This window comes from Curtobacterium sp. MCLR17_032, assembly GCF_003234795.2.
Classification (GTDB): domain Bacteria; phylum Actinomycetota; class Actinomycetes; order Actinomycetales; family Microbacteriaceae; genus Curtobacterium.
The window spans coordinates 12816-38101 of sequence record NZ_CP126268.1 but is presented as its reverse complement, the minus strand read 5'-3'; the positions used below and the strand labels follow the sequence as shown (position 1 = coordinate 38101).

General features: G+C 68.4%; 25 protein-coding genes, 1 tRNA gene and 1 pseudogene. 13 read left to right on the top strand and 14 right to left on the bottom strand.

Translation table 11 applies throughout. The features are described 5' to 3' along the window. Nucleotides 1-58 precede the first annotated feature (58 nt). Together DEI97_RS00180 and DEI97_RS00175 are read right to left on the bottom strand one after the other, a co-directional pair. Nucleotides 59-523: a hypothetical protein gene (locus DEI97_RS00180; protein WP_146248163.1), complete on the bottom strand. Its 465-nt coding sequence runs from the start codon at nt 521-523 to the stop codon at nt 59-61. 24 nt (nt 524-547) lie between these two features. Then, entirely contained in the window at nt 548-754 is a 207-nt protein-coding gene (locus DEI97_RS00175) for a DUF4177 domain-containing protein (protein WP_111075341.1), read from the bottom strand. Nucleotides 755-931: 177 nt separating this feature from the next. Here DEI97_RS00175 and DEI97_RS00170 point away from each other — a divergent pair, with 177 nt between their 5' ends. After that, entirely contained in the window at nt 932-1276 is a 345-nt protein-coding gene (locus DEI97_RS00170) for a histone-like nucleoid-structuring protein Lsr2 (RefSeq protein ID WP_111075340.1), read from the top strand. A 1012-nt stretch (nt 1277-2288) separates the two neighbouring features. Here the strand turns inward: DEI97_RS00170 and DEI97_RS00165 are convergent. The 3 genes and pseudogenes from DEI97_RS00165 to DEI97_RS17690 form a co-directional block, all read right to left on the bottom strand. Next, entirely contained in the window at nt 2289-2840 is a 552-nt protein-coding gene (locus DEI97_RS00165) for a hypothetical protein (RefSeq protein ID WP_258376731.1), read from the bottom strand. A gap of 138 nt (nt 2841-2978) precedes the next feature. After that, a pseudogene (locus DEI97_RS17695) lies at nt 2979-3116 on the bottom strand (hypothetical protein); the annotation flags it as partial. Nucleotides 3117-3233: 117 nt separating this feature from the next. Further along, on the bottom strand, nt 3234-4193 hold the full coding sequence (locus tag DEI97_RS17690; RefSeq protein ID WP_349814974.1) for a DUF4365 domain-containing protein: 960 nt from the start codon (nt 4191-4193) through the stop codon (nt 3234-3236). 626 nt (nt 4194-4819) lie between these two features. On the opposite strand from DEI97_RS17690, the gene DEI97_RS00160 reads away from it, so the two are divergent. After that, a complete protein-coding gene (locus DEI97_RS00160; protein WP_181439287.1) occupies nt 4820-5926 on the top strand; it encodes a carboxylate-amine ligase in 1107 nt (368 codons plus the stop codon). 17 nt (nt 5927-5943) lie between these two features. Here the strand turns inward: DEI97_RS00160 and DEI97_RS00155 are convergent, their stop codons facing one another. The 5 genes from DEI97_RS00155 to DEI97_RS00135 all read right to left on the bottom strand — a co-directional run bounded on the left by DEI97_RS00155 (nt 5944) and on the right by DEI97_RS00135 (nt 9298). After that, nucleotides 5944-6492, bottom strand: a complete 549-nt coding sequence (locus DEI97_RS00155) for a hypothetical protein (RefSeq protein WP_146248162.1) — start codon at nt 6490-6492, stop codon at nt 5944-5946. A 35-nt stretch (nt 6493-6527) separates the two neighbouring features. Then, complete coding sequence (locus tag DEI97_RS00150) at nt 6528-7178, bottom strand: TetR/AcrR family transcriptional regulator (RefSeq protein WP_111075336.1); 651 nt, start codon at nt 7176-7178, stop codon at nt 6528-6530. A 56-nt stretch (nt 7179-7234) separates the two neighbouring features. Continuing rightward, a complete protein-coding gene (locus DEI97_RS00145) occupies nt 7235-8245 on the bottom strand; it encodes a diacylglycerol/lipid kinase family protein (protein ID WP_111075335.1) in 1011 nt (336 codons plus the stop codon). A 214-nt stretch (nt 8246-8459) separates the two neighbouring features. Continuing rightward, complete coding sequence (locus DEI97_RS00140) at nt 8460-9026, bottom strand: MarR family winged helix-turn-helix transcriptional regulator (RefSeq protein ID WP_111075334.1); 567 nt, start codon at nt 9024-9026, stop codon at nt 8460-8462. A gap of 89 nt (nt 9027-9115) precedes the next feature. Then, nucleotides 9116-9298 (bottom strand): hypothetical protein, encoded by a 183-nt coding sequence (locus tag DEI97_RS00135; RefSeq protein ID WP_111075333.1) that lies wholly within the window; start codon nt 9296-9298, stop codon nt 9116-9118. Nucleotides 9299-9583: 285 nt separating this feature from the next. Here DEI97_RS00135 and DEI97_RS00130 point away from each other — a divergent pair, with 285 nt between their 5' ends. The 3 genes from DEI97_RS00130 (at nt 9584) to DEI97_RS00120 (ending at nt 12001) form a co-directional block, all read left to right on the top strand. Beyond that, nucleotides 9584-10300, top strand: a complete 717-nt coding sequence (locus DEI97_RS00130; protein ID WP_220039218.1) for a Rossmann-fold NAD(P)-binding domain-containing protein — start codon at nt 9584-9586, stop codon at nt 10298-10300. 115 nt (nt 10301-10415) lie between these two features. Next, nucleotides 10416-11114, top strand: coding sequence for an SDR family NAD(P)-dependent oxidoreductase (locus DEI97_RS00125; RefSeq protein ID WP_111075331.1), 699 nt, complete (start codon nt 10416-10418; stop codon nt 11112-11114). Nucleotides 11115-11212: 98 nt separating this feature from the next. Further along, nucleotides 11213-12001 carry an alpha/beta fold hydrolase gene (locus tag DEI97_RS00120; RefSeq protein ID WP_111075330.1) on the top strand — a complete coding sequence of 263 codons (789 nt, stop codon included), beginning with the start codon at nt 11213-11215 and terminating at the stop codon, nt 11999-12001. Nucleotides 12002-12128: 127 nt separating this feature from the next. Here the strand turns inward: DEI97_RS00120 and DEI97_RS00115 are convergent. Beyond that, nucleotides 12129-12215: transfer RNA gene (locus DEI97_RS00115), tRNA-Leu, on the bottom strand. 85 nt (nt 12216-12300) lie between these two features. Here DEI97_RS00115 and DEI97_RS00110 point away from each other — a divergent pair. The 7 genes from DEI97_RS00110 (at nt 12301) to pknB (ending at nt 21539) form a co-directional block, all read left to right on the top strand. After that, complete coding sequence (locus tag DEI97_RS00110; RefSeq protein ID WP_111075329.1) at nt 12301-12981, top strand: FHA domain-containing protein; 681 nt, start codon at nt 12301-12303, stop codon at nt 12979-12981. Beyond that, a complete protein-coding gene (locus DEI97_RS00105) occupies nt 12978-13544 on the top strand; it encodes an FHA domain-containing protein FhaB/FipA (protein ID WP_111075328.1) in 567 nt (188 codons plus the stop codon). The genes DEI97_RS00110 and DEI97_RS00105 overlap by 4 nt, the downstream gene beginning before the upstream one ends. Nucleotides 13545-13550: 6 nt before the next feature. After that, nucleotides 13551-14921, top strand: coding sequence for a Stp1/IreP family PP2C-type Ser/Thr phosphatase (locus tag DEI97_RS00100; protein ID WP_111075327.1), 1371 nt, complete (start codon nt 13551-13553; stop codon nt 14919-14921). Next, complete coding sequence (locus DEI97_RS00095) at nt 14918-16357, top strand: FtsW/RodA/SpoVE family cell cycle protein (RefSeq protein ID WP_111075326.1); 1440 nt, start codon at nt 14918-14920, stop codon at nt 16355-16357. The genes DEI97_RS00100 and DEI97_RS00095 overlap by 4 nt, the downstream gene beginning before the upstream one ends. Beyond that, nucleotides 16354-17808, top strand: coding sequence for a peptidoglycan D,D-transpeptidase FtsI family protein (locus DEI97_RS00090; RefSeq protein WP_111075325.1), 1455 nt, complete (start codon nt 16354-16356; stop codon nt 17806-17808). Before DEI97_RS00095 ends, DEI97_RS00090 begins: the two co-directional genes overlap by 4 nt. After that, complete coding sequence (locus tag DEI97_RS00085) at nt 17805-19535, top strand: protein kinase domain-containing protein (protein ID WP_111075324.1); 1731 nt, start codon at nt 17805-17807, stop codon at nt 19533-19535. The genes DEI97_RS00090 and DEI97_RS00085 overlap by 4 nt, the downstream gene beginning before the upstream one ends. Before the next feature lie 153 nt (nt 19536-19688). Beyond that, on the top strand, nt 19689-21539 hold the full coding sequence (pknB, locus tag DEI97_RS00080) for a Stk1 family PASTA domain-containing Ser/Thr kinase (protein ID WP_258376730.1): 1851 nt from the start codon (nt 19689-19691) through the stop codon (nt 21537-21539). A gap of 186 nt (nt 21540-21725) precedes the next feature. Here pknB and DEI97_RS00075 read toward each other — a convergent pair whose 3' ends face one another. Beyond that, nucleotides 21726-22364: an anthranilate synthase component II gene (locus DEI97_RS00075; RefSeq protein ID WP_111075322.1), complete on the bottom strand. Its 639-nt coding sequence runs from the start codon at nt 22362-22364 to the stop codon at nt 21726-21728. Nucleotides 22365-22447: 83 nt separating this feature from the next. Between DEI97_RS00075 and DEI97_RS00070 the strand changes: the two genes are divergently transcribed. Then, on the top strand, nt 22448-22702 hold the full coding sequence (locus DEI97_RS00070; RefSeq protein ID WP_110902913.1) for a cell division protein CrgA: 255 nt from the start codon (nt 22448-22450) through the stop codon (nt 22700-22702). 1109 nt (nt 22703-23811) lie between these two features. On the opposite strand, the gene DEI97_RS00065 is transcribed toward DEI97_RS00070, so the two are convergent. Further along, nucleotides 23812-24519 (bottom strand): rhomboid family intramembrane serine protease, encoded by a 708-nt coding sequence (locus DEI97_RS00065; RefSeq protein ID WP_258376729.1) that lies wholly within the window; start codon nt 24517-24519, stop codon nt 23812-23814. Nucleotides 24520-24668: 149 nt separating this feature from the next. Next, a complete protein-coding gene (locus DEI97_RS00060; protein ID WP_111043631.1) occupies nt 24669-25208 on the bottom strand; it encodes a peptidylprolyl isomerase in 540 nt (179 codons plus the stop codon). Nucleotides 25209-25286 lie beyond the last annotated feature (78 nt).

The window sequence follows — 25286 nt, the reverse complement described above, 5'->3', positions numbered from 1 at the left end:
ATTGTCTCGATGGCCGATCGCTCATCGAGGCGGACGGGCACACCATCCCCGCCCAACGTCATCGGCGGCGAAACAGGCTCCGGCGAGGCGACCGCGCCGCTGCCAGAGCGTCTTCATAGGCGGCAAGCCAAACAGCAGCCCGCGCGGTGTCTCGGTTCCCCTTCACTGCCCGCCAGACTGATGGCAGCACGATCACCACAGCGAACACCCCCAGGACGATGCACGCCAGAAGGTAGGCGATATACCCGACGACGCCGTCCGCCGCGTGAGGTGCCGCCGGCACCACGTCGCGACGGACAGCTGCGAGCATGACCGCGACTGTGGAAATGCCTGCCGCCTGGAGGGTCAGCGTGAGTGTCGTTTCCTGGTCGACCGAGCGAGTGCGCAACTCAGCGAGCACCCGCAGCCGGGTCGCATCGTCATCTGTGACAAACGCGTCCAAACGATCCCGAGTTACATCGTTGTCACGGTGCAGGTGCCGCTGTACCTCGGGACGATCCGACAGCGGCGTCGGCTTGTTCATCGACCGGCGCCGGCGGCGCGGCACTTAAGACAGGCTTTCGAACACCATGGTCGCCTGAATTCGGTCCCCGCCACCGAGGCCCTTACTGCCACTGCTCGTTGTCGTGATCGTGTGAAGCCGGTACCCCTTCGCCGCATGCTCGTTGAGGACTCGCTCCACCGAAGTCAGATTCCCAGAGCCAGTGCCCAGCAGCTCTTCCTTGAGCACTACCTGCACGACCACGTACTGCATGATGAGCTTCTCCCTGTTGCCCCCGACGGGATGCCGGCGTAGTACCTCGATCCTGTCGCCACCCCTCCGCAGCGGGCAGCCCCCGTTCTAGCCGCGTCCGGATCGTGCGTTGCCTGAGCATCATGTTCCGAATGCGGAGGTGCCAGACTGGGTCCACCTCAACGGATAGGAGCATTCATGGCGCAGAAGGTCACCACACACCTCGTCGACGACCTCACCGGTGACACCATCGAAGAAGGAAGCGGCAAAACGGTTCAGTTCTCGTTCGACGGCAGTCACTACGAGATTGACCTGTCCGACGACAACGCCGAGCAGCTCCGCGAAGCGTTCTCCGACTACATCGCTGCAGCTCGCAAGACCGGCAACCGCAGCGGCCGCGCATCCTCTGGCAGCGCCCCGAAGCGTGGCAACTCCGAAGAACTCGCCAAGATCCGCGAGTGGGCGGCAGCCAATGGCCACGAAGTGTCCTCGCGCGGCCGGATCAGCCAAGCCGTGCGCGACGCGTACGACACCGCGCACTGACGCCACTCCCCCACCTACGGCAACGGCCGGCGACCCCGAGGGATAGCCGGCCGTTGCCGATCGCGCTGATAGTGGCCTCTTATGTCAGGTCGTGCAATTTGGCGGAACGGGCAACCTGTGGCCTTCAACGCCGCGTCCGCCGCTCCCAGAGCCCACATTGCTATCATGACTTCATGAAACCGCGGCCGCTACGAAGAGGCATTCGAATTGGCGCTTTACGAGCAGGCGCTACTTCCTCAGAATTTCGACCTATCGCCACCCTTAGCTTTGTCCGAGACGGTGGTATTCACATTACTCCAGCGGAGATCTCCTTTGCTCATTGGCGGTATGGGCGCTTGGTGAGCGACCAGCGCCCATCCGCTAAGTTGACTTCCATCACAACGGTGCGGCCCAAGCTGCACTATCACAACTCAGGGTTTGTTTCAGTGTCGCAAACTGGAACTAGGCTGCCAACTCGATCCGTGCAGTATCCCCCGCTTCACACCACGTCTCGTAGTCAATTCTTGTCTGTTTTCGCCGTGCGTCCGTGGGAGCTTCCCGTTAAACCCTTCGAACGGGCCGGCGACTTTTGCGTTTCCGACAATCGGTGGCCGTGGATTATCGGTTTTTCTTTCGCGTTGGTTGCTAAGCCTAACGGCCGCTCTAGATTACATTCAATTGGCGATCGAGGGCTGCTCTCCGGTGACAGAAAACGGTTTTTTGTCGATTTGACCCAATTCGGACGGTCTGAGATCCTGATCGGGCACGCCCATGTAACGTACGCCGCTCCGGCTCGGGCTCAAGTAGCTTCGGTAACGGTGAGCGCCTATCCCCGCGTCGACCCGAAGGCGAAGCCTCAGGAAATATTCGCACTTTGGAATGATGGCACGATCAACCCGCTTGCCGTTTGGGAACCTGCCTCAGAGCTACTCGGCGCCGCAGATCTCAATGCAGCCTTGGGCGGAAGGGTGAGGACCTTCAGTACCGACGACCTGCATGAGCGAGCACGGCCTCTGCGAGAGGTAGGCACGTCTCAGACTGAGTTCTTCGGCTCCTCATAGACAGCCTGCTCGTCCGCCGAATTGAAAATCTGTTCGCCTGTCTCATCGTTCCAGACTCTAATCTCCGGAACTGGCGCTCCCGGACGGATATCATCAAAAGCACGGATGATTGACTGCTTCAACTGATCTGGAATGAAGGGGTCGTCTTCGATTGCTTCTTTAAATTCGTCGTTACTGTAGGCCCACGCGCAGAATAACGCGTCTTGCAAAATCATCAGCTTTTGATTTTGATCTAATGCGCCATCCTCCATTGCGGCTTCAATAACTCGTACCCATAGCATCGGAATTTCAAGTGAGCAAATTGCGGCGGATATCGACGCTTTCATCCTAAACGAAGGCTCAGTGGCCGTGGATACTGCGCCGTACGCCCAGCAGTCCATGGCGTTTCGATGCAGCGAACTGACCGCTCTTGCGTACAGGTCGAGGTCTGGTTCCGGATCGGAACCGGGCTGGAAACTTGTTGTTTCCCAGGCCAACGGGTTCTGATCAGCGATCTTCAGATCGTCGACGACGTAGTCCAACATCAGAGTCGTGAGCCGCCATTGGGCTTGGTCGGGTCTTTGCAAGAAGTCAGCAGAATCAGTTACCGTCTTCGCTTCGGTAAAACGGCCAGTTCGAAGGAGTACGTCTGCGAGCGGGCCCTCTGCCCGCTTTTCGTCGAGAGAGACTGCCTTGCGATAACAGATTTCCGCGTTAGTCGCGTCTTGGGCCTTCCAGTATGCTCGGCCCTTTTCCCACCACCAGTACCCTCGTTGTAGGTATGCATGGTCTGCGGCGGCAGATGCATCGTAGAGCTTGATCGCCTCGAGCGGGTCAGCTGATGCCAGTAGCCCAGCCGCATTATAGAGTGATCGAGCAGGCTGCTCCCATTTCCGGGCAGAATCCCGGAGCGTCCAACCGACTTTCGCGATGATCTCTTAATGGTCTTCGCTTCGTAGGGCTAAAAGGACTGCACCTAAGACCTTTTCCGCACTAGGGTGGTTCTCTACGGCGGCGGTTCGGCGTACCAGTATCAGGATGGATTCAGTGTTGCCGGTCTGTGCTAGAAGCCGGATGATGTCGGGGAGGGAAACAGTTTCTGCGATCATCCATGATTCCGGGGCCGCAAGCCGAAACATCGCTGCGCCTAAGTCGGCTGCACCGAGTGACCCAGCTGCTACACCGATAGCTGCAAGGATGTCGGAAGCAACGTTCAGTCGCTGCGCGTCAGCGTCAATACCTCCCCAGCTAAGTGGGCGAGGCAGTGTCCCGCTAATAGCTACCTCGACTCGGTCCCCTAAAAACTGTACTGAGGCAAATGGTAGGCCTGTCTCGCTATCGGTAGCGATTGCGAGGGAAGGAATCTTTCGCAGAAGTCGGCGAATCTCGCGCTTGATGGGAGTCGCATTCATGCCGTTCAAGCGATCGCCTGCGATCTTGACGGGTAGAGGCACGTGTTTCCACAGTTCTCTTGCTAGCTTAAATGCACGTACTTCTGTGGCTAGCTCGGCAGAGTTGCCTACGGTCAGCGAGGCTGTCGTTTTAATCACTACTGACCGGGTACTTGCCGATGGGATAGCATATAGATGCAGCCACAGATATCTAACAGTCTCGGTGGGTGCGTGAGCTATAGCTAATAAAGTCGGGGAGGGAAGTGCTTCCCAGTAGTTCAAGGTCTGACGCTTGATCGGCCATCGATCGCCTGTGTCCCCGTCGGTCGCGTTCAATTGAACGTTGAACTGCAGTCCCGTCGCGGAGCCATCCTCGAAAATCTCCACGCGAAGGTCGACGCCATAGTCCGTCCCGGCTTCGGTGACTACCCAATCGTCGGGTATCGCGGCTTCGAATAAGCGGCGGGACTTAGTCTCAAGTGCATGATTACGCGGCCGTCGAGGCATCTCTGCCATGGATCGCCCCTCCCCTAGTCGATTAATCTTGCTTGAAGTCTAGGAGCCGGCGAGAACACGCGCGGCATGTGCGGTGCGTTGGGAGTAGTGATGGGGTATGCCTCAGCGCAACGCCAGCCGGGCGCGCTCCCTTACGTGCTGTTAGGGTCCGTTTGACTCCTTCGCCACAGATCTGCGCGAGGGTCTAGAGGTGATGCAACACCAGAGGCAGATGGTCACCCGCGTGCGCATCAACTCGACCGATCAAACCTTCGCCCGCGGCGCTCGAGGCCGTAGGCGGCACCGATCGCGCCTTCGAGGGGAAGGCGTCGGTCAGGCCCTGGCCCGATTGGCGTCCCCCATCGTGTCGCGGAGACGTGGCGGCTCAGCGCGCCGCCAGAAGATCGTGACGCGCGATGTGCCCGGTTGATCGGAGACATCGGTCTGAAGTCGCACGCCGCCGATCCCTCCCGCTCACACCGACCCCGGTCGTAGCCGCGCCCCACAGCGGAACGTCCACCCCCGCGGTTCGGCCACCTCCCTCCCCAACGCCTGCCACCCGCGCTCCGCGGACCCTCCCGCCGCGTGCCCCGCCCACCCGGTGCCCGTGCGCAGCCGAGCGGGGATTCACTCGTTGCATGCGCACCATGGGAGTCGAGGAAGAGCTGCTGCTCATCGATCGGAGGACTGGTCACCCGGTCCCGGTCGCGGACCAGGTGCTCGCCCGTGCAATCGCGGCCGGCGGCCCGGGCGACGGCGGCGAGGTGGTGGCCGAGATGCACCGCGAGGCGATCGAGCTCGTCACCCGCCCGCACTCGTCCCTCGCGACGCTCGGCGACCAGGTCCGGACGAACCGTACGTTCACCGAGCAGCTCGCGTCCGAGGCCGAAGCGCACGCCGCACCGCTGGGCACCTCGCCGTGCCCGGTGACCCCGCACCCGACCGAGTCGCCGCGGTACCTGGCGATCATGCAGCGGTACGGCGCCCTGCCGCGACGGGTGCTCACCTCGGGCCTGCACGTGCACGTGTCGATCGACTCCCCGGACGAAGGTGTGGCCGTCCTGGACCGGATCCGGACGTGGACGCCGGTCTTCATCGCCCTCTGCGCGAACTCGCCGTTCCACGACGGCGTCGACACGGGTCACGCCAGCTGGCGGTCGGTGCTCTGGAACCAGTGGCCGTCGTCGGGCCCGCAGGAGCGCTTCGGCTCGCTGTCCCGCTACCGTGCGGTGACCGAGGCGATGCTCGGCACCGGCGCGCTGCTCGATCCCGGCATGCTCTACCTCGACGCGCGGCTGTCCGCGAACCACCCGACGGTCGAGGTCCGCGTCGCCGACGTCCCGCTCGACCCCGGCACGACCGTCACGGTCGCCGGCCTGGTGCGCGCCCTGGTGGACACGGCGGCGAACGACGCCGCAGACGGCCGGGAGGCTCCGAGCCGCCCCGCCGCAGCGCTCCGGCTAGCGAACTGGCAGGCTTCCCTCGAGGGGCTCGACGGGTGCCTGGTCGACCCGACGACGGAGCGTCCGGCGCCAGCGCGGGAGGTCGTGATGCAGTTCCTCGCGCATGTCCTGCCGGCCCTCACGTGCAACGGCGACGACCAGCTGGTCGAACGCGGGATCGACGACCTCTTCACCAGGGGCACCGGCGCAGCCCGGCAGCGCGCGGCCCGCCGGCCTGCCGCGGAACCCGGGCGCGACGACCTCGGGCACGTCGCCCTCGCCGCAGCCCGGCAGGAGGGCTGAGCCGGCGGGGTCGCCCGTCATCGGGGCAGCGGCGCCTCGAGCGGCCGGTCGCCGCCGTACTCCACCACAACCCGGCTCCCGTCGACGTGCAGGTGGAAGACGCCACCGATCGACGCAGGGTCCGTCCTGACCTGGTTGCTGTTCGCCCAGGCCCGCTCTCCCGTGGCGGCACGGAAGGACCACCCGTCGCGGAAGCCGAGCTGGAGTTGACGTCCGCCGAGGGACCGGTAGTCGGCGATGGTCACCGTGCGACCGGAAGCCGAACCGACGTCGACGTACCGCACCGACCCGCCGAGGGACGAGAGCGCGACGTAGCCGAGCGCGCACGCCACGAACCCGACCGACAGGAGCACCGCCGCCCCGCGAACTGGCGTCCGGCCCGCCCGGCGTGCCGCCCGCGTCAGGTGCCACGCCCAGGTGCAGGCGGCACAGGCGGCACAGAGTGCGCCGACCGACCAGCAGGCCGCCCTGATCGTCTCGGCCCCATGCCCAGCGATGACGAGCTGTGCGTCCGCACCGTCGGACTGCCCGAGGACTGCGCCGCCGACGAGCGCGACGACTGCCATCACGAGAGCGGCCCACCGGATCAGCGCCGACCCGTTCACGTCAGAGCCGAGTTCGCGGTACCGCCACTCCGCGACTCCCCCGCCGGCACGATCCGCTCCAACAACCGCAACACCCGTTCCCCGTCAACCGCGTCCGGATCGAGCAGCCACTGCACCTGCAGCCCGTCCGACACCGCGATGCTCAGGCTCGCCAGGTCCTCCGCGTCCAGGTCGTCCCGGATCCGTCCCGACGACTGGTCCCGCCGGATGAGGTCGGCCAGGTCAGCGCGCAGCCGGGTGAACCGCTCGCGCATGAACTCCCGCGTCGCCGGGTGCCCCTCCTGCACGGCGTCGGCCGAGAGGGTCGTGTACAGCTGCACGAGCCCCGGCACGGCCCGGTTGCGGGCGGCACTCTCGCGCATGTCGCCGATCGCGGACTTCATCCGCTCCGGCGCACCCTGCTCACGCACCTCGTGCTCGCGGTAAACGGCGAGCAGCAGTTCGTCGCGGCTCGGGAAGTAGTGCCGGAGCGCCGCGTGCGTGATCCCGAGGGCGTCCGCGACGGACCGCAGCGAGGACGCGTCGACCCCCTGCTCGGCGACCATCCGGATCATCTCGTCCAGGATCTGGGCCCGCCGCTCGGTGCCCTTGCGGTAGCCGCCGCGGCGCGACGGCGTCCCGGCGTCGTCGTCCACGGGGTCGGTCATCGTGCCAACTTACCGCTGGAAGGTTTTCGCGGCCAGTGGCGGACGGGAGGCCGCACTCACGCGGGTGCACCGGTGCCGGACGCCGTCCCTCCGCTTCCCGGCTGCGCGGAGCGGAGCAGGAGGCCGTGGTGATGCGTGGTGAGCGTGGCTGCACGGACGGTGCCGAACGGGTCGCCGTCGAGTTGGATCCGCTCCGGGGTCTCGAGCTCCAGGTGCAGGGTCCGCGCGCGGGTCGTCGGGAGCGCTCGGGACGTCGGGAGCACCCGGGCGATGACCCGACCGAGCCGGGTGCTCGAGAAGAACCGGTTGAGGGAGAGCGTGTACCCGATCTTGGTCCACCCGAGCCAGCCCTCGGGGCGGAACGCGACGGCGTCCAAGATGCCGTCGTCGGGTTCGGCCCGGGGCAGCAGCAGCACGCCCGCGGTGAGGCTGCCGCAGTTCCCCACGATGACGGTGTGCGCGTGCATCGTCCGGGTCGGCCCGTCGTCCAGCGAGTAGTGGACGGGGATCTGCCGGTTCCCGACGATCGACCGGGCGATGGGGTCGGAGTACGCGACCCAACCGAACCGCTTCTTCACCCAGGCGTTGGTGTCTGCCGCCATGCTGGCGTCGAGACCGATGCCCGCCATCACGAGGAACGCGTGCGTGCTGGTCGCTCCGTCGGCGTCGGTGAGTTCGGCGATCCCGACGTCGATCGGCCGGTCGGAGCCGGTGAACGCCGCCCGCACTGCGCCGGCCATGTCGTTGCGGTGCAGGCCGATGTTGCGGGCGAACAGGTTGCCGGTCCCGCTCGGGACCAGCGACACCGGGATCCCGGTCCCGCGCAGTTCCTCGGCGACCACGCGGAGGGTGCCGTCACCGCCCGCGACGAGCACCACGTCCGGCGCGGCGTCGACGGCAGCGCGCGCAGCAGCACGCCCGTCGTCGTCGGCAGCGGTCTCGAACCACCCGGTCTCGGCCCAGCCGCTGCGGGCTGCCTCGGCATCGACGAGTGTCCGGAGTCGTTCCGGGTTGCCCTTCACCGGGTTGACGACGACCGCCGCGCGCTGCGGTGCCGGAGCGTTCATCCGGCTGTCGGCGCTCAGTTGGTTCCTTCGATGGGTGCTGACTCCGGTGCCGGAGCCCCGGGGCAGGGGTGCGCCCAACGCTAGGGCGGCGGCGGCATCCTGAGCAACTCCACGCGTCGGCAACTCGACGCGCAAGCGACGTGACGCATCAGGGCGCGGTGGCGGACGGGAGGCACGGATCACCACCCGTGACGGGCCTCCCGTCCGGTGGGTGTCAGGAACCGGCGGCAGGCCCGGCGGCGTCAGCCCCGGCCTCCGGCACCGTGTACTCGTCCACCGGTGTCGGCAGGCCGGCGTCGAGCGCTGCCGTGATCTGCGCGAGGCAGCGCGCCAGGACCTCGTTGTCCTCGGCGGAGAGGTGGTCGATGACCTCGACGACGGCCTCGTGGAAGACCTCGTACGACCGGTCGATCTTGCGGGCGGCCTGCACGGTCGGCTCGAGCACCTGCGCCCGTCGGTCGGTGGGGTGCGGGACCCGGAGCAGGTCGCCCTTCTCGACCAGGCCGTCGACGATCTTGGTGACCGAGGCGTTCGAGACCGACAGCATGACGGCCAGGTCCTTCGGGCCCATGCTCCGGCCGTCGCGGTGTGCCTGCAGCATGTAGCGGACGGTGAGGAACTCGTTCTTCGTCAGGCCGCTCTCGCCCCGGGCACGTTCCAGCTGGTCCTCTTCGGCGTGCTGCAGCCGGAGCAGGGCGTCGACGGCGGTCTTGGCGGACCGGGTGCGGGGCTCGCGGGCGTAGAGGTGGACGTGCTCGCGGCGGACGACGGTCAACGGCATGGGTCGGTGTCTCCCTCACCCGTCCGGGCGGGTGGTCGTGCGGGTGGGGCGGACGCGGTGGCTCCGGCGCCTGCGGTCAGGCGATCGGGTCAGGCGGCCGGCGCGACGAAGAAGTCGGCGTAGGACAGTTCGGTGCGGCGGGACAGCAGCGACGGGTCCTCGATCCGCTGGGCGACCCAGGCCTCGATGACGGCCGGGTCGGTCAGTCCCACGCGCGGGTGGGAGCCGCCGAACCGGGTGTCGTGCGACGTGCCGTGGTACGTGCTCTGCATGGGTGCGCCTTCCTCGTCGAGGGTCTGCCGTCGGTCTGGTCGTCCCGACGTGGGAACTATTTCACGACGTGAACAATGAGGGCAACAAACAGTTCGTTGAGTTGTACAGTTCGCGCACCGAACGACTGTGGGCCAAGCGAACGCGGCAGGCGAACGCGGATCCGGGCGAACGCGGACGAGCCCCTCCTCCGGCGGAGGAAGGGCTCGTGCGGGGAACGGGTCGGACTACTCCTTGTTGAGCTTGTCCTGCACCGTGCCGGCGATCTTCTCGACCGTGACCGAGGCGTGCAGGTCCGCCGGGGTGACTTCACCGAGCCGGACACTCTCCCCACCGCGTTCGCGGACCCCAGCCGGGTGCTGATCGTCTCCGGCCCGGCCGACCCCGAGCCGCACCGCATCGCGGTGGAGGCCGCGGTCACCGCCGGCGCCGAGCACCTCGTCTACACCGCACACATGGCGACCTCGCCCGACTCACACTTCGGCCCGGCACGACAGCACGCCGTCACCGAGCAGGATCTCGCCGCCACCGGGATCGCCACGACGTCCCTGCGGAACGGCTTCCACGCCTCGAGTGCGCCGTTCATGCTCGGCGCGGGCCTCCGGACCGGCGAGCTCCGGCTGCCCGCCGACGGTCCGGTCGCCTGGACCGCGCAGGCGGACCTGGCCGTCGCCGCCGCGATCGCCCTCACCGACCCCGACCGGCTGCACGGCACCACGCCGCCGCTCACCGCGTCCCGTGCACTGGACATGGACGAGCTCGCCGAGGTCGTCTCACGGATCACCGGCAGCACGGTCACCCGGACCGTCGTCGACGAGGACGAGTACCGCGCGGCACTCGTCGCGGGTGGACTCCCGGAGGCATTCGCCCCGATGATGACCGGGTTCTTCGCAGCCGCACGGGACGGCGAGTTCGCCACCGTCGACCCGACGCTCGCCGACCTCCTCGACCGCGAGCCGCGCAGCATCGAGGACGTCCTCGCCGACACACTCCGGGCGTACTGACCCGGGCGGGTCACGTCGGTCCGATGCAGGCACGCTCCGGACGGGAGGCGCGGGGCGGCCCCGCCACGGGCCTCCCGTCCGGCACCCGGCCGGCCACCGGCGTACCGTCAGCGACGTGGATCTCCAGCTGCAGGACCGTGTCGCACTCGTCGTCGGTGGGAAGGGGTACATCGGCACCGCCGTCGTGGACCGCCTCCGCCAGGAGGGTGCGACCGTCGTCGTCGCCTCCCGCACCGCCGACACGACCGACGGCTCAGCGACGGACAGCGTCGCGATGGACACCGCCGACCAGGCCGCCGTCGACGCGGCGGTCGCCCGTGTGCTCGAGCAGCACGGACGGATCGACGTGCTGGTCGTCACCGCGGCCCCGGCGGCGAACACCCTCGACCCCGAGCGCCGTTCCGACCCGGACCAGGTCGCCGCGGCCGTCGACGGCAAGGCCCTGGGGTTCCTCCGGGTGGCGAACGCCGTCCTGCCCGCGCAGCGTCAGGCCGGCTTCGGCCGGGTCGTCGTCGTCAGCGGGCAGAACGCCTACCTGTCGGGGAACATCACGACCTCGTTGCGCAACGCGGCCACGAACGTGATCGCCAAGAACCTCGCTGACGAGACCGCGGGCACCGGCGTCACCGTGAACGTCGTGAACCCGGGGACCGTGCGGGACGAGCCGAGCGCCGAGGTCCGACCCGGCGCCGGTGGCGAGTCCAGCCCGCAGCAGATCGCGGACCTCGTGGGCTTCCTGTCCTCACCGCTGTCGGTGGTGTCGGGCGAGTCGATCTCGATCGCGCACCGCGTCCTGGGCAGCGTCACCGTCTGATCCCCGGGTGCGGACGACACCGAGTCCGTCCCCTCTTCCACTGGGCGCCTTCCATTGCGCTCCTTCCACTGGGCTGCGGGCGGGTGTTGACTGCCGCCATGCAGCAGGCCCACTCCGCCGACGGAACGCCCATCGCCTGGGAGGCGATCGGCCCTGCCGATGCTCCCGGTGTGATCATCACCGGCGGTGCGTTCAGCACCGCCGACGCCGCCCGTCCGCTCGCGCAGGCCCTCGCCGACGTGGGACTCCGCGGAGTGGTCCTCGACCGGCGCGCCCGAGGTGGCTCCGGCGACACCCGGCCGTACGCCCCCGAACGGGAGGCCGAGGACCTCATCGCCGTCGCCGCGGCGGCCGGGGGTGTCCGGGCTGCGCTCGGACACTCGTCGGGTGCGGTCCTGACCCTCCGGGCGGCGGCCGACCGGCTGGACGTCGACTACCTCTTCCTCTCCGAACCGCCTTTCGGCTTCGACGAGTCCCGGCCACCGCAGTCACCGGACCTGGTGGACCGCCTGCAGGCGCACGTCGACGCCGGTCGGCCCGAGGACGCCGTCGGCCTCTTCCAGCGGGAGGCCGTGGGCCTGCCCGATGAAGTGATCGAGCAGATCCGGCACGCACCGATGTGGCCCGCCCTCGTCGACGTCGCCCAGTCGACCGTGTACGACGCGACGATCACCGGCGAGACGCCCGTGCCCTCCCCCGCGATGGCAGCCGTGTCGATGCCGGTGACCGTGCTGCGGGGTGGGCGGACCTGGCCGTTCCTGGTCACCGCGACCGACCGGCTCGCCGCGCTGCTGCCGGCCGGGAGGCTCGTGGTCGTCCCCGAGTCGCAGGACCATGGTCTGCACCCGGCGGGCACGGCGCGGGAGGTCGCGGCCGCACTCGGGTGAGCCGGGTGGCCTGGGCGGGCGTGGCTGGGCTGGCTGGGCGTGTCGGCGGATGACCGACCGCCGGAACGACGAAGGCCCCGATCTCTCGATCGGGGCCTTCGTCTGCTCGCTCTTGCGTGAAGAGCTCTGGTGCGCGAGGGGGGACTTGAACCCCCACGCCGTTTCCAGCACACGGACCTGAACCGTGCGCGTCTACCAATTCCGCCACTCGCGCCAGCGACGAGAACACTACCACGCACAGACGGGGCCAGGAGCCAACCACTACCATGCAGAGGTCAACGACCGAGAACGTGGGGACCATGGGCTTACTGGACAACTTCGAGCGAGGGTTGGAGCGCGCCGTCAACGGCGCCTTCGCGAAGACCTTCCGCTCCGGTGTGCAGCCGGTCGAGATCACCGCGGCACTGCGGCGTGAACTCGACACCAAGGCTGCCGTGGTCTCCCGCGAGCGCATCCTCGTGCCGAACGAGTTCACGGTGCGACTCGCGCCGCCGGACCACACCCGCATGCACGACGTCGGGCAGCCCCTCATCGACGAACTCACGCAGCGGGTGCAGCAGCACGCGGTGGCGCAGAACTACTCGTTCTCCGGCCCGGTCACGATCCGCCTGCAGCAGGACGGCACCCTCTCCACGGGCATCCTCGAGATCGACTCGACCACGGTGCAGCGCGACCTGGCCTGGGTGGCGGTCCTCGACATCGGGTCGCAGCGTCACCACCTGAAGCGCGGGCGCACGGTCATCGGCCGCGGTACGGACGCCGACATCACGGTCGCCGACACCGGGACGAGCCGGAAGCACGTCGAGGTCCTCTGGGACGGCAAGCACGCGCAGGTGAACGACCTCGGGTCCACCAACGGCTCGAAGCTCAACGGCGAACGCTTCAGTCAGGCCATCCTCGAGCCGGACTCAACCATTGAGATCGGTCGGACCCGTATGGTGTTCCGGGTGATCCCGGAGAACGACGGAGGTGCGCGATGACCACGGGCCTGACCCTGCTCGTCCTGCGCTTCGCGTTCCTCGCGGTGCTGTGGCTGTTCGTCTTCGTGATCGTCTTCGCGTTGCGCAGCGACCTCTTCGGCCAACGCGTCCGTGCGATCCCCACCGACCCCAAGTCCGGCCCGTCGACCCCGACCACCCCGCCGATGCCGGCCGGTGCCGGAACCGCAGCCGCAGCCTCCGGGGCGTCTCCCGGTGCGTTCACCGAGCTGATCGGTCAGGCCAGCGCACCCACCGCCTCCACCGCGGGTCCGGTCGCCACCCGTCTCGTCATCACCGAGGGTGCCCGTGAGGGCATGGAGATGCCCCTCGGCGGCGGCCCGATCACGATCGGCCGCTCCAGCGAGAGCAACGTCGTGATCCGCGACGACTACACCTCCACGAACCACGCCCGCCTCGACCTGCAGGGCGGTGCCTGGGTCCTGACCGACCTCGGATCGACCAACGGCACCTTCGTGGGCGGCCAGAAGGTCACCGTCCCCACCACCGTGGCGGAACGCACCCCGATCACCATCGGGACGACGACGTTCGAGCTGCGGCGGTAGTCCCGGATGACGGCTCGCACGCTGAGCGCCGCTGTGTCCCACGTCGGACGCATCCGCGCGAACAACCAGGACTCCGGCTACGCCGGGCAGCACCTGTTCGCGGTGGCCGACGGCATGGGCGGGCACGCCGGCGGCGACGTCGCCTCCGCGATCGCCATCCGGCGCATCCGAGAGGTCGACCGCGAGTTCCCCTCGGCACACGACGCCGAGTTCGCACTGCAGTCGGCACTGATCGCCGCGAACCAGCTCATCACCGAGACGGTGTTCGAGCACCAGGAGCTCACCGGCATGGGCACCACGGTGAGCGCCATGATCCGGGTCGGCGACCAGCTGGCGATCGCGCACATCGGCGACTCCCGCATCTACCGCTGGCGCGACGGCGAACTGCAGCAGATCACCTCCGACCACACGTTCGTGCAGCGTCTCGTCGACAGCGGGCGGATCACGCCCGAGGAAGCCGCGGTGCACCCGCGCCGCTCGGTCCTCATGCGGGTGCTCGGCGACGTCGACGCCGCGCCCGAGGTCGACACCGCGATCATGGACATCCGCCCGGGCGACCGGTGGCTGCTCTGCTCCGACGGGCTGTCGTCGTACCTGGCAGAAGAGCGCATCCGGCACGCGCTCGCGTCCACGATGGACGCCAACCAGGTCACGCAGCGTCTGGTCAAGGAGACGCTCGACCACGGCGCCCCGGACAACGTCACGGTCGTCGTGCTCGACGTCACCGACTCCGAGCCGGGCGAGGACGACGACGCGGCCACCACGGTCGGTTCGGCCGCCGCCCCGCTGACCTTCGAGGCGTCGACCGGCCGAAAGCCGATCCGCCTCCCCACGATCCTGCTGCACCCGCTCAAGGTGTCGGCCGCTCCGGAGGACTCGCACTTCGAGCCGGAGTCGGACCAGTACTTCGCCGAGCTCATCGCCGAGGACCGCCGACGCCGCGTGCGTCGTCGGGTGTCCTGGTCGATCGCACTCGTCATCGCGATCCTGGCGCTGATCGGCGCGCTCTTCCTCGGTTACCGGATCGTGCAGGACCACTACTACGTGGGCACGGACCGCGGCTCGGTGGCGATCTACAAGGGCGTGCAGCAGTCGATCGGACCGATCGCGCTGTCCGACGTCTACGAGGACACCGACATCTCGCTGACCGAGCTCCCCGACTACACGCGTGAGAACGTCCGCTCGACGATCAACGCGACGTCCCTGCAGGACGCCCGCGCGATCGTCGACCGGCTGCGCACCGCCGCCGAGACCGGTCAGGACCAGAGCGGGACGGGAGGCTCGGGAGACTCCCCGACGTCGTCACCGTCCGCCTCCCCCTCGGGGTCCGCAACGCCCCGGTCCCCGTCACCCTCCCCGTCGAGGAGCGCACGATGAGCGCCACGGCCGCACCCTCGTTGACCCAGGCGATCACGATCAAGCTCCGGGAGCCCGCGCGGGCCCGGAACCTCGAGCTCGTGCTGCTCGTCATCGCCTGCGGCATCTGCGGCGGTGCGATGGTGCTCGTGCAGCTCGGCACCAAGGGCCGCGTCTTCGACACCTCGGTGCTCTGGACCGCGGCCTCGATCCTCGGCCTGGCGCTCGTGATGCACGTCATCCTGCGCGTCGTCGCGAAGAACGCCGACCCGTTCATCCTGCCGGTGGCCCTCGTGCTCAACGGCATCGGGATCGCCGAGATCTACCGGATCGACATCCACAACGGCGTCTCCGGGTGGGCGGCGATCGGCGTCAAGCAGATCGCGTGGACCCTGCTGGCGATGGTGTTCGCGATCATCACGATCCTGCTCGTGCGCAACCACCGGTTCCTGCAGCGCTACCGCTACATCTTCATGCTGCTCACCATCGTGCTGCTCCTGCTGCCGATGCTGCCCGGCATCGGCACGAACATCGGCGGTGCCCGGGTCTGGATCCGGATCGGACCGTTCTCGTTCCAACCGGGTGAGCTCGCGAAGATCACCATGGCGCTGTTCTTCGCCGGCTACCTGGTCACCGCGCGGGACAGCCTGTCGATCGTCGGCCGGAAGTTCCTCGGCATGACGTTCCCGCGTGCCCGTGACCTCGGCCCGATCCTCATCATCTGGGGTGTGGCGATGAGCGTGCTGGTCTTCCAGCGCGACCTCGGCACCGCCCTGCTGTACTTCGGCCTGTTCCTCGTGATGATCTACGTCGCGACCGCCCGGCTCAGCTGGGTCGTGATCGGCCTGGTGCTGTTCATCGGCGGTGCCCTCATCGCGGCGAGCGTCCTGGTCTACGTGCAGGGCCGCTTCGAGCAGTGGCTCGACCCGTTCGACCAGCAGATCTTCCTGCGGCAGACGCAGGGCAGCTACCAGCTCGTGCAGGGCCTGTTCGGCTTCGCCAACGGCGGGATCACCGGCACCGGGCTCGGGCAGGGCCGGCCGTACATCACGCCGGTCGCCAACGCGGACTACATCATCGCCTCGCTCGGTGAAGAGCTCGGGCTGATCGGGGTCTTCGCGATCCTCGGCCTGTTCGTGGTGCTGGTCTCCCGGGGCATCCGCGTCGGCTTCATGGCGCAGGACGACTTCGGCAAGCTGCTCGGCATCGGGTTCGGCTTCACGATCGCCCTGCAGGTCTTCGTCGTCGTCGGTGGCATCACCCGGATCATCCCGGTCACCGGACTCACCACGCCGTTCATGGCGGCAGGTGGTTCGTCCCTCGTGGCGAACTGGATCATCGCGGCGATGCTGCTGCGGCTGACCGACTCGATCCCCGCCGAACAGCGCGTCCAGCAGGGTGCGCTGTCGGAGCGGGGCAACACCGGCCGTGGCCGGTCCAGGAAGGAGCGCCGGTGAACCGCCAACTCCGCGGCGTCTCGACCGTCGTCGTGCTCATGTTCGTCGCGCTCTTCGTGTCGACGACGTCCATCCAGTTCTTCGCGGCGGACTCGCTCCGTGCCGACAGCCGGAACTCCCGAACCATCCTGGACAGTTACTCCACCAAGCGTGGGGCGATCCTGGTCGACGGCAAGCCGATCGCCGAGTCCACCGCGGTCGACGACCAGTACCAGTACCAGCGCAAGTACAACAACGGCGCTCTCTACTCGGCCGTCACTGGCTACTTCACGATCGGTCAGGGCAACTCGGGCATCGAGAGCGCCGAGAACGCCGTGCTGTCGGGCAACAGCGACGACTCGTTCTTCCAGAACCTCAACGCGATCCTCACCGGACAGGACGTCCAGGGCGACAACGTCAACCTGACGATCGACCCCGACGTGCAGCAGGCCGCGTACGACGCCCTCGGCGCGAACACCGGCGCGGTCGTCGCGATCCAGCCGAAGACGGGCAAGATCCTGGCGATGGTGTCGAAGCCGGGCTACGACCCCAACACCCTCACCTCGCACGACACCAAGGACGTCATCGCGCGCTACCAGGCGCTCGAGGCCGACGCCTCGAAGCCGCTGGCGAACCGTGCCATCGCCGGCGACCTGTACACGCCCGGATCGGTGTTCAAGCTCGTGGTCGCCTCCGCGGCCCTGGCGAGCGGGGACTACACGCTCGACTCGACACTGCCGAACCCGTCGACCTTGACCCTGCCGGGCAGCAGCTCGCGGATCAACAACGCCGAGGGCGGCAGCTGTGGCGGTGGCGACCAGGTCAAGCTCCGCGTCGCGATCCAGTACTCGTGCAACATCCCGTTCGCCGAACTCGGCCGGAAGCTCGGCTACGAGACGATCAAGAAGACCGCGGACGAGTACGGTTTCGGCAACGTCATCGACGTGCCGACCTCGGCGACCCCGAGCCAGTACCCGGAGCCCGAGTCGACGGCCGAGCTCATGCTCAGCTCGTTCGGCCAGGCCAGCGACCGCGTGACCCCGCTGCAGATGGCGATGGTCTCCGCCGGCATCGCGAACGGCGGGCGTGTCATGCAGCCGTCGCTCGTCGAGTCGATCGAGACGAGCGACCTGAAGACGGTCGACTCGTTCTCGCCGAAGCAGTACAGCGCCCCGCTGTCGTCCGACGCGGCGTCCGACCTGACCGAAGCGATGCAGAGCGTCGTGAACGCGGGGACCGGAACGAATGCGAAGATCGACGGTGTCGACGTCGCTGGCAAGACCGGCACGGCCGAGGGCGGCACGGGCGATCCCTACACTCTCTGGTTCACGGGCTTCGCCCCGGCCAAGGACCCGGAGGTCGCGGTCGCCGTGGTCGTCGGGAACGGCGGCGGGCTCGGGCAGTCCGGAGTCGGCAACACGGTCGCGGCTCCCGTCGCGAAGAAGGTCATGGAGGCGGTGCTGAACAAATGAGACCCACCAGCGGACTCACCTTCGGTGGGCGGTACCAGCTCTCCTCCCGAGTCGCCATCGGCGGCATGGGAGAGGTGTGGCAGGCGACTGACCTCGTCATCGGGCGCACCGTCGCCCTGAAGATCCTCAAGGACGAGTACCTCGGCGACCCCGGGTTCCTCGAGCGCTTCCGCGCCGAGGCCCGGCACGCCGCACTCGTCAACCACGAGGGCATCGCCAACGTGTTCGACTACGGCGAGGAAGACGGCAGCGCCTACCTCGTGATGGAACTCGTCCCCGGCGAAGCCCTGTCCACGATGATCGAGCGCGAGCACACCCTGCCCGTCGACAAGGTCCTCGACATCGTCGCCCAGACCGCGAATGCCCTGCAGGCAGCGCACGCCGTCGGCCTGGTGCACCGCGACATCAAGCCGGGCAACCTGCTCATCACGCCGGACGGCCGCGTCAAGATCACCGACTTCGGGATCGCCCGCATCGCCGATCAGGTCCCGCTCACCGCGACCGGCCAGGTCATGGGCACCGTCCAGTACCTGTCGCCGGAGCAGGCGAGCGGCCATCCCGCCTCGCCGTCGACGGACGTGTACTCGCTCGGCATCGTCGCGTACGAGTGCCTGGCGGGTCGTCGACCCTTCACGGGCGAGTCGCAGGTCGCCATCGCGATGGCACACATCAACGACCAGCCGCCCGCGCTGCCGGGGACCGTCCCGGAGCCGGTGGCCGCCCTCGTGATGTCCTGCATCGCGAAGAAGCCCGCCGACCGTCCGGCGACCGCGGCGAACCTCGCCCGCGCCGCCCAGGCCCTCCGTCGCGGTGACGTCGCTGCGGCGACCGTGGCGGTGCCGGCCATCGGCGGCGCCGGGACGGTCGCGTTCAACCCGCCCCCGGGCAACGACGCCGCCACCGCCCTCATCGGCACCCAGGCGAACGCGCCGGTCGTCGGTGGCGGTGCGCCGCGCAGCCCCGCCGGTCCCGAGGACGACACCGACGAGAAGAAGAGCCGCGCCTGGATCTGGTGGCTCGTCGGCGCCGTCGTGCTCATCGCGGCGATCGTGATCGGTGTGCTCGTCTTCGCGAACGCAGACCAGGACCCCGACCCGTCCGCGTCCCAGAGCAGTGCTCCGTCGCAGACGAGGTCGCAGGCGCCGAGCCAGGAACCGTCGGCAACCCCGACCGAGACCCGGACGACGATCAACCCCGCCGACTACATCGGGCGGGCGACCGACCAGGTCCAGACGGAACTGCAGAGCATGGGCTTCGCCGTCCAGGTGCAGGACGGCGATCCGGCCGAGACCGCCGAGCAGGCGAACACGGTGCAGTCGATCAGCCCCACCGGCAGCCTGTCGGACGGCGCACTCATCACCCTGCGTGAGTACACCGCGCCGCCGTCGGTCAACAAGCCGAACACCCCGAGCGCCGGCGCGGTCTCCGCCACCGGAGCCGTGACGTTCAGCTGGTCGACCGCCACCTGCCCGACCGGGTACACCGTCTCGAAGTACTCGTGGACGGTCTCCGGCGGCAAGGACGCCAGCGGCGCCACGAGCGGTGACACCTCGGAGACGTCGGTCGACATCCAGGCCGACCAGGCCGGCGACGACGTCACCCTGTCCTACACGGTGACGTGTGGCAACCTCGCCGCGTCGAGCACCTCGGACCCGGCCACCGCCACGTGGGTCGCCCCCGTCGAGCCGACGGACGCGCCGACCTCGACGGCGACGCCGCAGGACTGACGCACCACCTGCACCACCCCCGCGAGGCCCCGGCACGGAACGTGTCGGGGCCTCGCCACGTTCCGGTAACGGTTGCTCGTGGAGCACGGCCAGCCAGCGTCCCCCCAGAGACCCCTGCCGTACACTTGCCCGGACGGACATTCGGAGGAGTACGTGCCTGAAGGTGTGACCGCGGGGATCACGCTCCTCGCCAACCGGTACGAGATCGGTGACGTCATCGGACGCGGCGGCATGGCCACCGTGCACGTGGGCACCGACACGCGACTGGGCCGGCGAGTGGCCGTGAAGCTGCTCAAGCCGAGTCTCGCGAACGACCCGGCGTTCCGCACGCGCTTCCGGCAGGAGGCGCAGGCGGCGGCCCGCATGGCCCACCCGACGATCGTCCGTGTCTACGACGCCGGCGAAGAGACCGTGCGCGAGTCCTCGGGCGCCGAGGTGCAGGTCCCCTTCATCGTCATGGAGTACGTCGAGGGCCGCCCGCTGAGCGAGATCGTCGCCGAGGGTCCGGTCGTGCAGGAAGAAGCCGCGCGCATCGTCGAGGGCATCCTCACCGCGCTCGAGTTCTCCCACCGCGCCGGTGTCGTCCACCGCGACATCAAGCCCGCGAACGTCATGATCACCCACTCGGGCCAGGTCAAGGTGATGGACTTCGGCATCGCCCGCGCCATCACGGACACATCGGCCACCGTGGCGCAGACCACGTCGATCCTCGGCACCGCGTCGTACTTCTCCCCGGAGCAGGCCCGCGGCGAGGTCGTCGACGCCCGCACCGACCTGTACTCGACCGGCATCGTGCTGTTCGAGCTGCTCACCGGACACCCGCCCTTCCGTGGCGCCTCCCCGGTCGCCGTCGCCTACCAGCACGTCAGCGAGCAGCCCGTCGCGCCGTCCACGATGACGTCGACGGTCTCGCCGGCACTCGACGCCGTCACCCTGCACGCCCTCGTGAAGGACCGCACCCGTCGGTTCCAGAACGCTGCGGAGTTCCGCCGCGACCTGCAGCAGGCCGCCGCCGGACACGTCCCGATCTCGAAGAAGAAGCTCGCGGCCGCCGCGGCGGACGACGCCGCGCTGCTGTTCGGGGTCAACCCCCGTGCGGCCGCCAACGCCGACGTCGCCTTCCGCGAACTCGACGACACCTCCGAGCGCCGACCCCAGCGGACCCAGAACCGGCCCCCCGTCGCCTGGATCTGGCTCGGGATCGTCCTCACCATCGCGGTCATCGCCGCCGTCGCCTACTTCGTCGCGAACCTCGAGCCGGGCAAGCCGCCGGTCAGTTCGTCGATCAAGGTGCCCAGCGTCGCCGGCCAGACCTACGACCAAGCCCAGGCGACACTCGAACGTCGTGGACTGAAGGCTGCGCGCGACGACGAACCCTCGGACAGCGTCGACAAGGACGACGTGATCCGGACCGTCCCGGACGCGAAGACCTCCGTTGCTCGTGACCAGGAGATCCGGGTCGTCGTGTCGACCGGACCGGAGCAGATCGCCGTGCCGGACGTCCGGTCGCAGACGCAGGACGCCGCCACCAAGGCCCTTGACGCCGCGGGCTTCTCGGTCGGCGCGGTCAGCTCGGACTACTCGCCGACGGTGCCCGAGGGCACGGTGCTGAGCAGCGACCCGGCGTCGGGCGTCACACAGGCCAAGGGCTCGGTCGTGAACCTCGTCGTGTCGAACGGCAAGGTCCAGCTGCCGGACGTCACACAGCAGCCGTTCGACACCGCCCGGTCCACGCTCGCCGGCAAGGGTCTCACCGTGCAGCCCGCGCCGTCGTACGCCTGCACGGGCACTACGGTGACGCAGCAGAGCGTGCCCGCGGGCGACGTCCCCCAGGGCACCACGGTCACGCTGACCTACTGCGCAGCCTCGGCACAGCCGCAGCGGCAGCCGTCGCGCCAGCCGGCACCCGGTGGCGGCACGTCGAACGGCGGCGGTGCGGCCACCGGTGGCGGCGCGACGAACGGCGGCGGCGGATCGCTGAACCCGGGCGACAGGGGCAACTGACCACTGGGGTCGACGTCCTGACGGCGGCCGATCAGTCCGAGGCGAACAACGGGGCCGACACGACCGGCACGCCGCGACCGGTCAGCCGACTCGGCTCGTCAGGCCGGAACGGCCGGTCGGGCCGACTCCATCGACCTGGCCGGAGCGTGCCGATGGTCAGCCGTCGGGCGGTCAGCCGTCGGCTGGTCAGCGTCCGGAGATGAGCGGGCCGAGTCCAGCAGCCCGCTCGGCGGCGCCACTGAGGCCCGCCGTCTCGAGCCAGTTGCCGACCATCCGGTAGCCACCCTCGGTGAGGACGGACTCCGGGTGGAACTGCACGCCGTAGACCGGTGCGCCACGGTGCTGCACACCCATGATGACGCCGCCCGCGGTCCGGGCCGTGATCGTCAGCTCGTCCGGGACCGTGCCGTCGACGATCGCCAGTGAGTGGTACCGCGTCGCCGTGAAGGGGTGCGGGACACCGGTGAACAGCACGCTGTCGTCGTGGTCGACCTGCGACGTCTTGCCGTGCATCAGCTCGTCGGCGTGCGTGACCGTGGCGCCCAGGGCCTCGGCGATCGCCTGGTGTCCGAGGCAGACGCCCAGCAGGGGCTTGTCCGCCGCGATGGCCGCACGCACGGTCGGGATCGAGACGCCGGCGTCGGCGGGGGTGCCCGGGCCAGGAGACAGCAGGACGCCGTCGTACTCGGCGATCCGGTCGGCGATCTCACTCTCCGGGAAGGCGTCGTTCCGCACGACGTCGGTGTCCGCACCGAGCTGCTGGACGTAGCCGTTGAGGGTGTACACGAAGCTGTCGTAGTTGTCGACGACGAGGATCTTGGTCATTGGCCGTTCACCGTACTCGTGGGGGATGTGAGTCACGTCCGACGAGGCCGGAACTCACGCATGGTGACGGTAGGATACCGGCCATGGCCATGGACAAGGACCGCACCAAGCCCGCCCGGACGACCCGAGCCGACTCGGTCGACACCGCGGGGGACCAGCCGAACCCCGTGTGGTTCAAGCCCGTCATGTTCGGCTTCATGCTGATCGGACTCGCATGGGTCATCGTCTTCTACGTCTCCGGCGGCACGCTCCCGGTCCCGTCGCTGAACTCGTGGAACATCTTGATCGGCTTCGGCATCATGTTCGTCGGCTTCCTCATGACCACGCGGTGGCGCTGACCACCCGCTCGAACGCTTCCTCGACGCCCGTCGCACCGGTTCCGGTGCGGCGGGCGTCGTCGTTCGCGCCAGCACCAGCTCTGGTCGGCTCTGTCCACAAGCAACCGGCGCGAGGGCGTCCCGGTCGGGAGGCTCAACCCCGTTCTCCACAGATCCGTACGTTCTCCACACGGTTGTCCCCACCCGCGCCCCGGAGTTCTCCACAGGCTCCTCCACAGTGGGGATAATCACACGCGTGTAACTCACCGATCTATCCCCAGCTGTGGACAACTCGGCGGATGGGTGTGGAGAACGAGGCGGTGGGCACGGGACCTGCCGGATCTCGTCCTGGTCGGGACGCCATTCGAACGCTGGTCTGCTCTGGGGAGGCGTCGCTCGCGCCCAGCCGGCGCCGCCCCGCTGCAGGGCACGGCGCGTCCCACCGTCGCAGCCTGCACGGCTCAGCTCGCCACCGCGCAACCCGCACGCCACCGCAACACCGCACGGCGCGACTCGGTGCGTGTCGGCACCACACGCCGCGGCACGGCACGGCACGGCACGGCCCAGCATGCATGGCGCCGGAACACGGCACGGAACGAGACGGGACGGAACGGCACGCCGAGGCAAGTCTCGGCCCGGGACGGGACGGGACTGGACTGGACGGTACAGCGAGACTCAGCGGGTCTCGCACGATGCGGCACGCCCATCCCGACACAGGAGGGGACCGCGGGTCTCGGCACCACACGGCACACCCATCCCGACACAGGAGGGGACCGCGGGTCTCGGCACCACACGGCACACCCACCCCGACACAGGACGGGACCGCGGGTCTCGGCACCACACGGCACACCCGCCCAGGGACGGGAGGGAGGGCGAGCCTCGGCACACCCAGGACGGCACAGGAGGGGACGGCGAGCCTCGGCATCACGGCACACCCAGCACGGCGTGGCGTGGCATCACAGCCAGGCACGTCACGGCATCGGCGTTCGGCGATCGGCGATCGGCGTTCGGCGTTCGGCGTTCGGCACGCAGTTCGGCACGGCATCGGAGCCCGAGACGGATCAACATCACGCACCAACGACAGAACGCCCCGTCGCGAGAGCGACGGGGCGTTCTGGTGTATCCAGGCGTCAGCCGGTGGTGACCGCGTACCCGACGAAGCAGAGCGCGATGGCGACCACGGCCTCCAGGGCGAGCAGCGTCATCTGCAACCCGCGCTGCCGGACGTTGCGCGTCCGCGAGAACACGAACCCGGTCACGAAGCCGGCGAGCACACCGCCCACGTGGGCCTGCCACGAGATGTTCGTGCCGGGCAGGAACCCGATCACCAGGTTGAGCCCGATGATCACGAGCAACTGCACGGCGTTGTTGCCGAGGCTGCGCTGCAGCACGAAGAACGCCGCGAACAACCCGAAGATCGCTCCCGAGGCGCCGACGACCCATGTCCCCGGAGCCAGGAACGTCACGAGCATCGAACCGGCGATGCCCGAGATGAAGTAGAGCGCCAGGAACCGCCACGTGCCCAACATGTTCTCGAGCATCCGTCCGAAGATGAACAGCGCCAACATGTTGAACAGGATGTGGAAGACGCCCGAGTGCACGAACAGCACGGTGACGATGCGCCACGGCTGGGTCGGCAGCAGGGCCGAGTTGTACGCGAGCCACTGGCTCAGGAACCCACCCGACACCTGGTCGAGCAGCCAGATGGCGACCGAGACCGCGATGAGGACGACGGTCCCCTTCTGGTCGAGCATCGCGAACCGGCGCCGAGCGACCGTCAGGCTGCTCGGACCGGAAGCGCGACGGTTCTCGGTGAACTTCGCCCGCTGCTCACGCACGCACTCGGGGCAGTGCACCCCAACCGCTGCCGGCGTCTGGCACTCCGGGCAGATGGTCCGCCCGCAGCGCTGGCAGAGCACGAAGCTCTGCCGGTCAGGGTGCCGGTAACAGGTGTTGGACGAAGCCGAGGTGGAGTCGGTCACTCGGTTCAGACGTCCTCGACGTCGATGCTCTGGATGACGACGTCCTCGACGGGCTTGTCACGACCGTCGGTCGGGACACCCTCGATCGCGTCGACGACGGCACGCGACTCGTCGTCGGCGACCTCACCGAAGATGGTGTGCTTTCCCTGCAGCCAGGGAGTCGCCACCGTGGTGATGAAGAACTGCGAGCCGTTGGTGCCACGGCCACCCTGCAGGCCGGCGTTCGCCATGGCGAAGATGTACGGGTTCTGGAACGTGAGCTCCGGGGAGATCTCGTCGTCGAAGCGGTAGCCCGGGCCGCCGATGCCCTGACCGAGCGGGTCGCCGCCCTGGATCATGAAGTCCTTGATGATGCGGTGGAAGACGACACCGTCGTAGAGCTTGTCGGTCGACACCTTGCCGGTGCCGGGGTGCGTCCACTCCTGGGTGCCGGTCGCGAGACCGACGAAGTTCTGGACGGTCTTCGGTGCGTGGTTGCCGAACAGGTTGACGCGGATGTCGCCCTTGTTGGTGTGGATCGTTGCGACAGCGGTGTGCAGAGACATGACCCGATTCTCGCATGTGCCGCTGGATGTGCACGGGACCCACAGCCAGGGTTCTGTGACCTGTCAGGCACTCGGGTG

Bases quoted from the DNA above. Each gene is read 5' to 3' on its own strand.
- DEI97_RS00180 (WP_146248163.1), bottom strand. From the start codon at position 523: ATGAACAAGCCGACGCCGCTGTCGGATCGTCCCGAGGTACAGCGGCAC.
- DEI97_RS00175 (WP_111075341.1), bottom strand. From the start codon at position 754: ATGCAGTACGTGGTCGTGCAGGTAGTGCTCAAGGAAGAGCTGCTGGGC.
- DEI97_RS00170 (WP_111075340.1), top strand. From the start codon at position 932: ATGGCGCAGAAGGTCACCACACACCTCGTCGACGACCTCACCGGTGAC.
- DEI97_RS00165 (WP_258376731.1), bottom strand. From the start codon at position 2,840: ATGTTGGACTACGTCGTCGACGATCTGAAGATCGCTGATCAGAACCCG.
- DEI97_RS17690 (WP_349814974.1), bottom strand. From the start codon at position 4,193: ATGCCTCGACGGCCGCGTAATCATGCACTTGAGACTAAGTCCCGCCGC.
- DEI97_RS00160 (WP_181439287.1), top strand. From the start codon at position 4,820: ATGCGCACCATGGGAGTCGAGGAAGAGCTGCTGCTCATCGATCGGAGG.
- DEI97_RS00155 (WP_146248162.1), bottom strand. From the start codon at position 6,492: ATGGCAGTCGTCGCGCTCGTCGGCGGCGCAGTCCTCGGGCAGTCCGAC.
- DEI97_RS00150 (WP_111075336.1), bottom strand. From the start codon at position 7,178: ATGACCGACCCCGTGGACGACGACGCCGGGACGCCGTCGCGCCGCGGC.
- DEI97_RS00145 (WP_111075335.1), bottom strand. From the start codon at position 8,245: ATGAACGCTCCGGCACCGCAGCGCGCGGCGGTCGTCGTCAACCCGGTG.
- DEI97_RS00140 (WP_111075334.1), bottom strand. From the start codon at position 9,026: ATGCCGTTGACCGTCGTCCGCCGCGAGCACGTCCACCTCTACGCCCGC.
- DEI97_RS00135 (WP_111075333.1), bottom strand. From the start codon at position 9,298: ATGCAGAGCACGTACCACGGCACGTCGCACGACACCCGGTTCGGCGGC.
- DEI97_RS00120 (WP_111075330.1), top strand. From the start codon at position 11,213: ATGCAGCAGGCCCACTCCGCCGACGGAACGCCCATCGCCTGGGAGGCG.
- DEI97_RS00110 (WP_111075329.1), top strand. From the start codon at position 12,301: ATGGGCTTACTGGACAACTTCGAGCGAGGGTTGGAGCGCGCCGTCAAC.
- DEI97_RS00105 (WP_111075328.1), top strand. From the start codon at position 12,978: ATGACCACGGGCCTGACCCTGCTCGTCCTGCGCTTCGCGTTCCTCGCG.
- DEI97_RS00100 (WP_111075327.1), top strand. From the start codon at position 13,551: ATGACGGCTCGCACGCTGAGCGCCGCTGTGTCCCACGTCGGACGCATC.
- DEI97_RS00095 (WP_111075326.1), top strand. From the start codon at position 14,918: ATGAGCGCCACGGCCGCACCCTCGTTGACCCAGGCGATCACGATCAAG.
- DEI97_RS00085 (WP_111075324.1), top strand. From the start codon at position 17,805: ATGAGACCCACCAGCGGACTCACCTTCGGTGGGCGGTACCAGCTCTCC.
- DEI97_RS00075 (WP_111075322.1), bottom strand. From the start codon at position 22,364: ATGACCAAGATCCTCGTCGTCGACAACTACGACAGCTTCGTGTACACC.
- DEI97_RS00070 (WP_110902913.1), top strand. From the start codon at position 22,448: ATGGCCATGGACAAGGACCGCACCAAGCCCGCCCGGACGACCCGAGCC.
- DEI97_RS00060 (WP_111043631.1), bottom strand. From the start codon at position 25,208: ATGTCTCTGCACACCGCTGTCGCAACGATCCACACCAACAAGGGCGAC.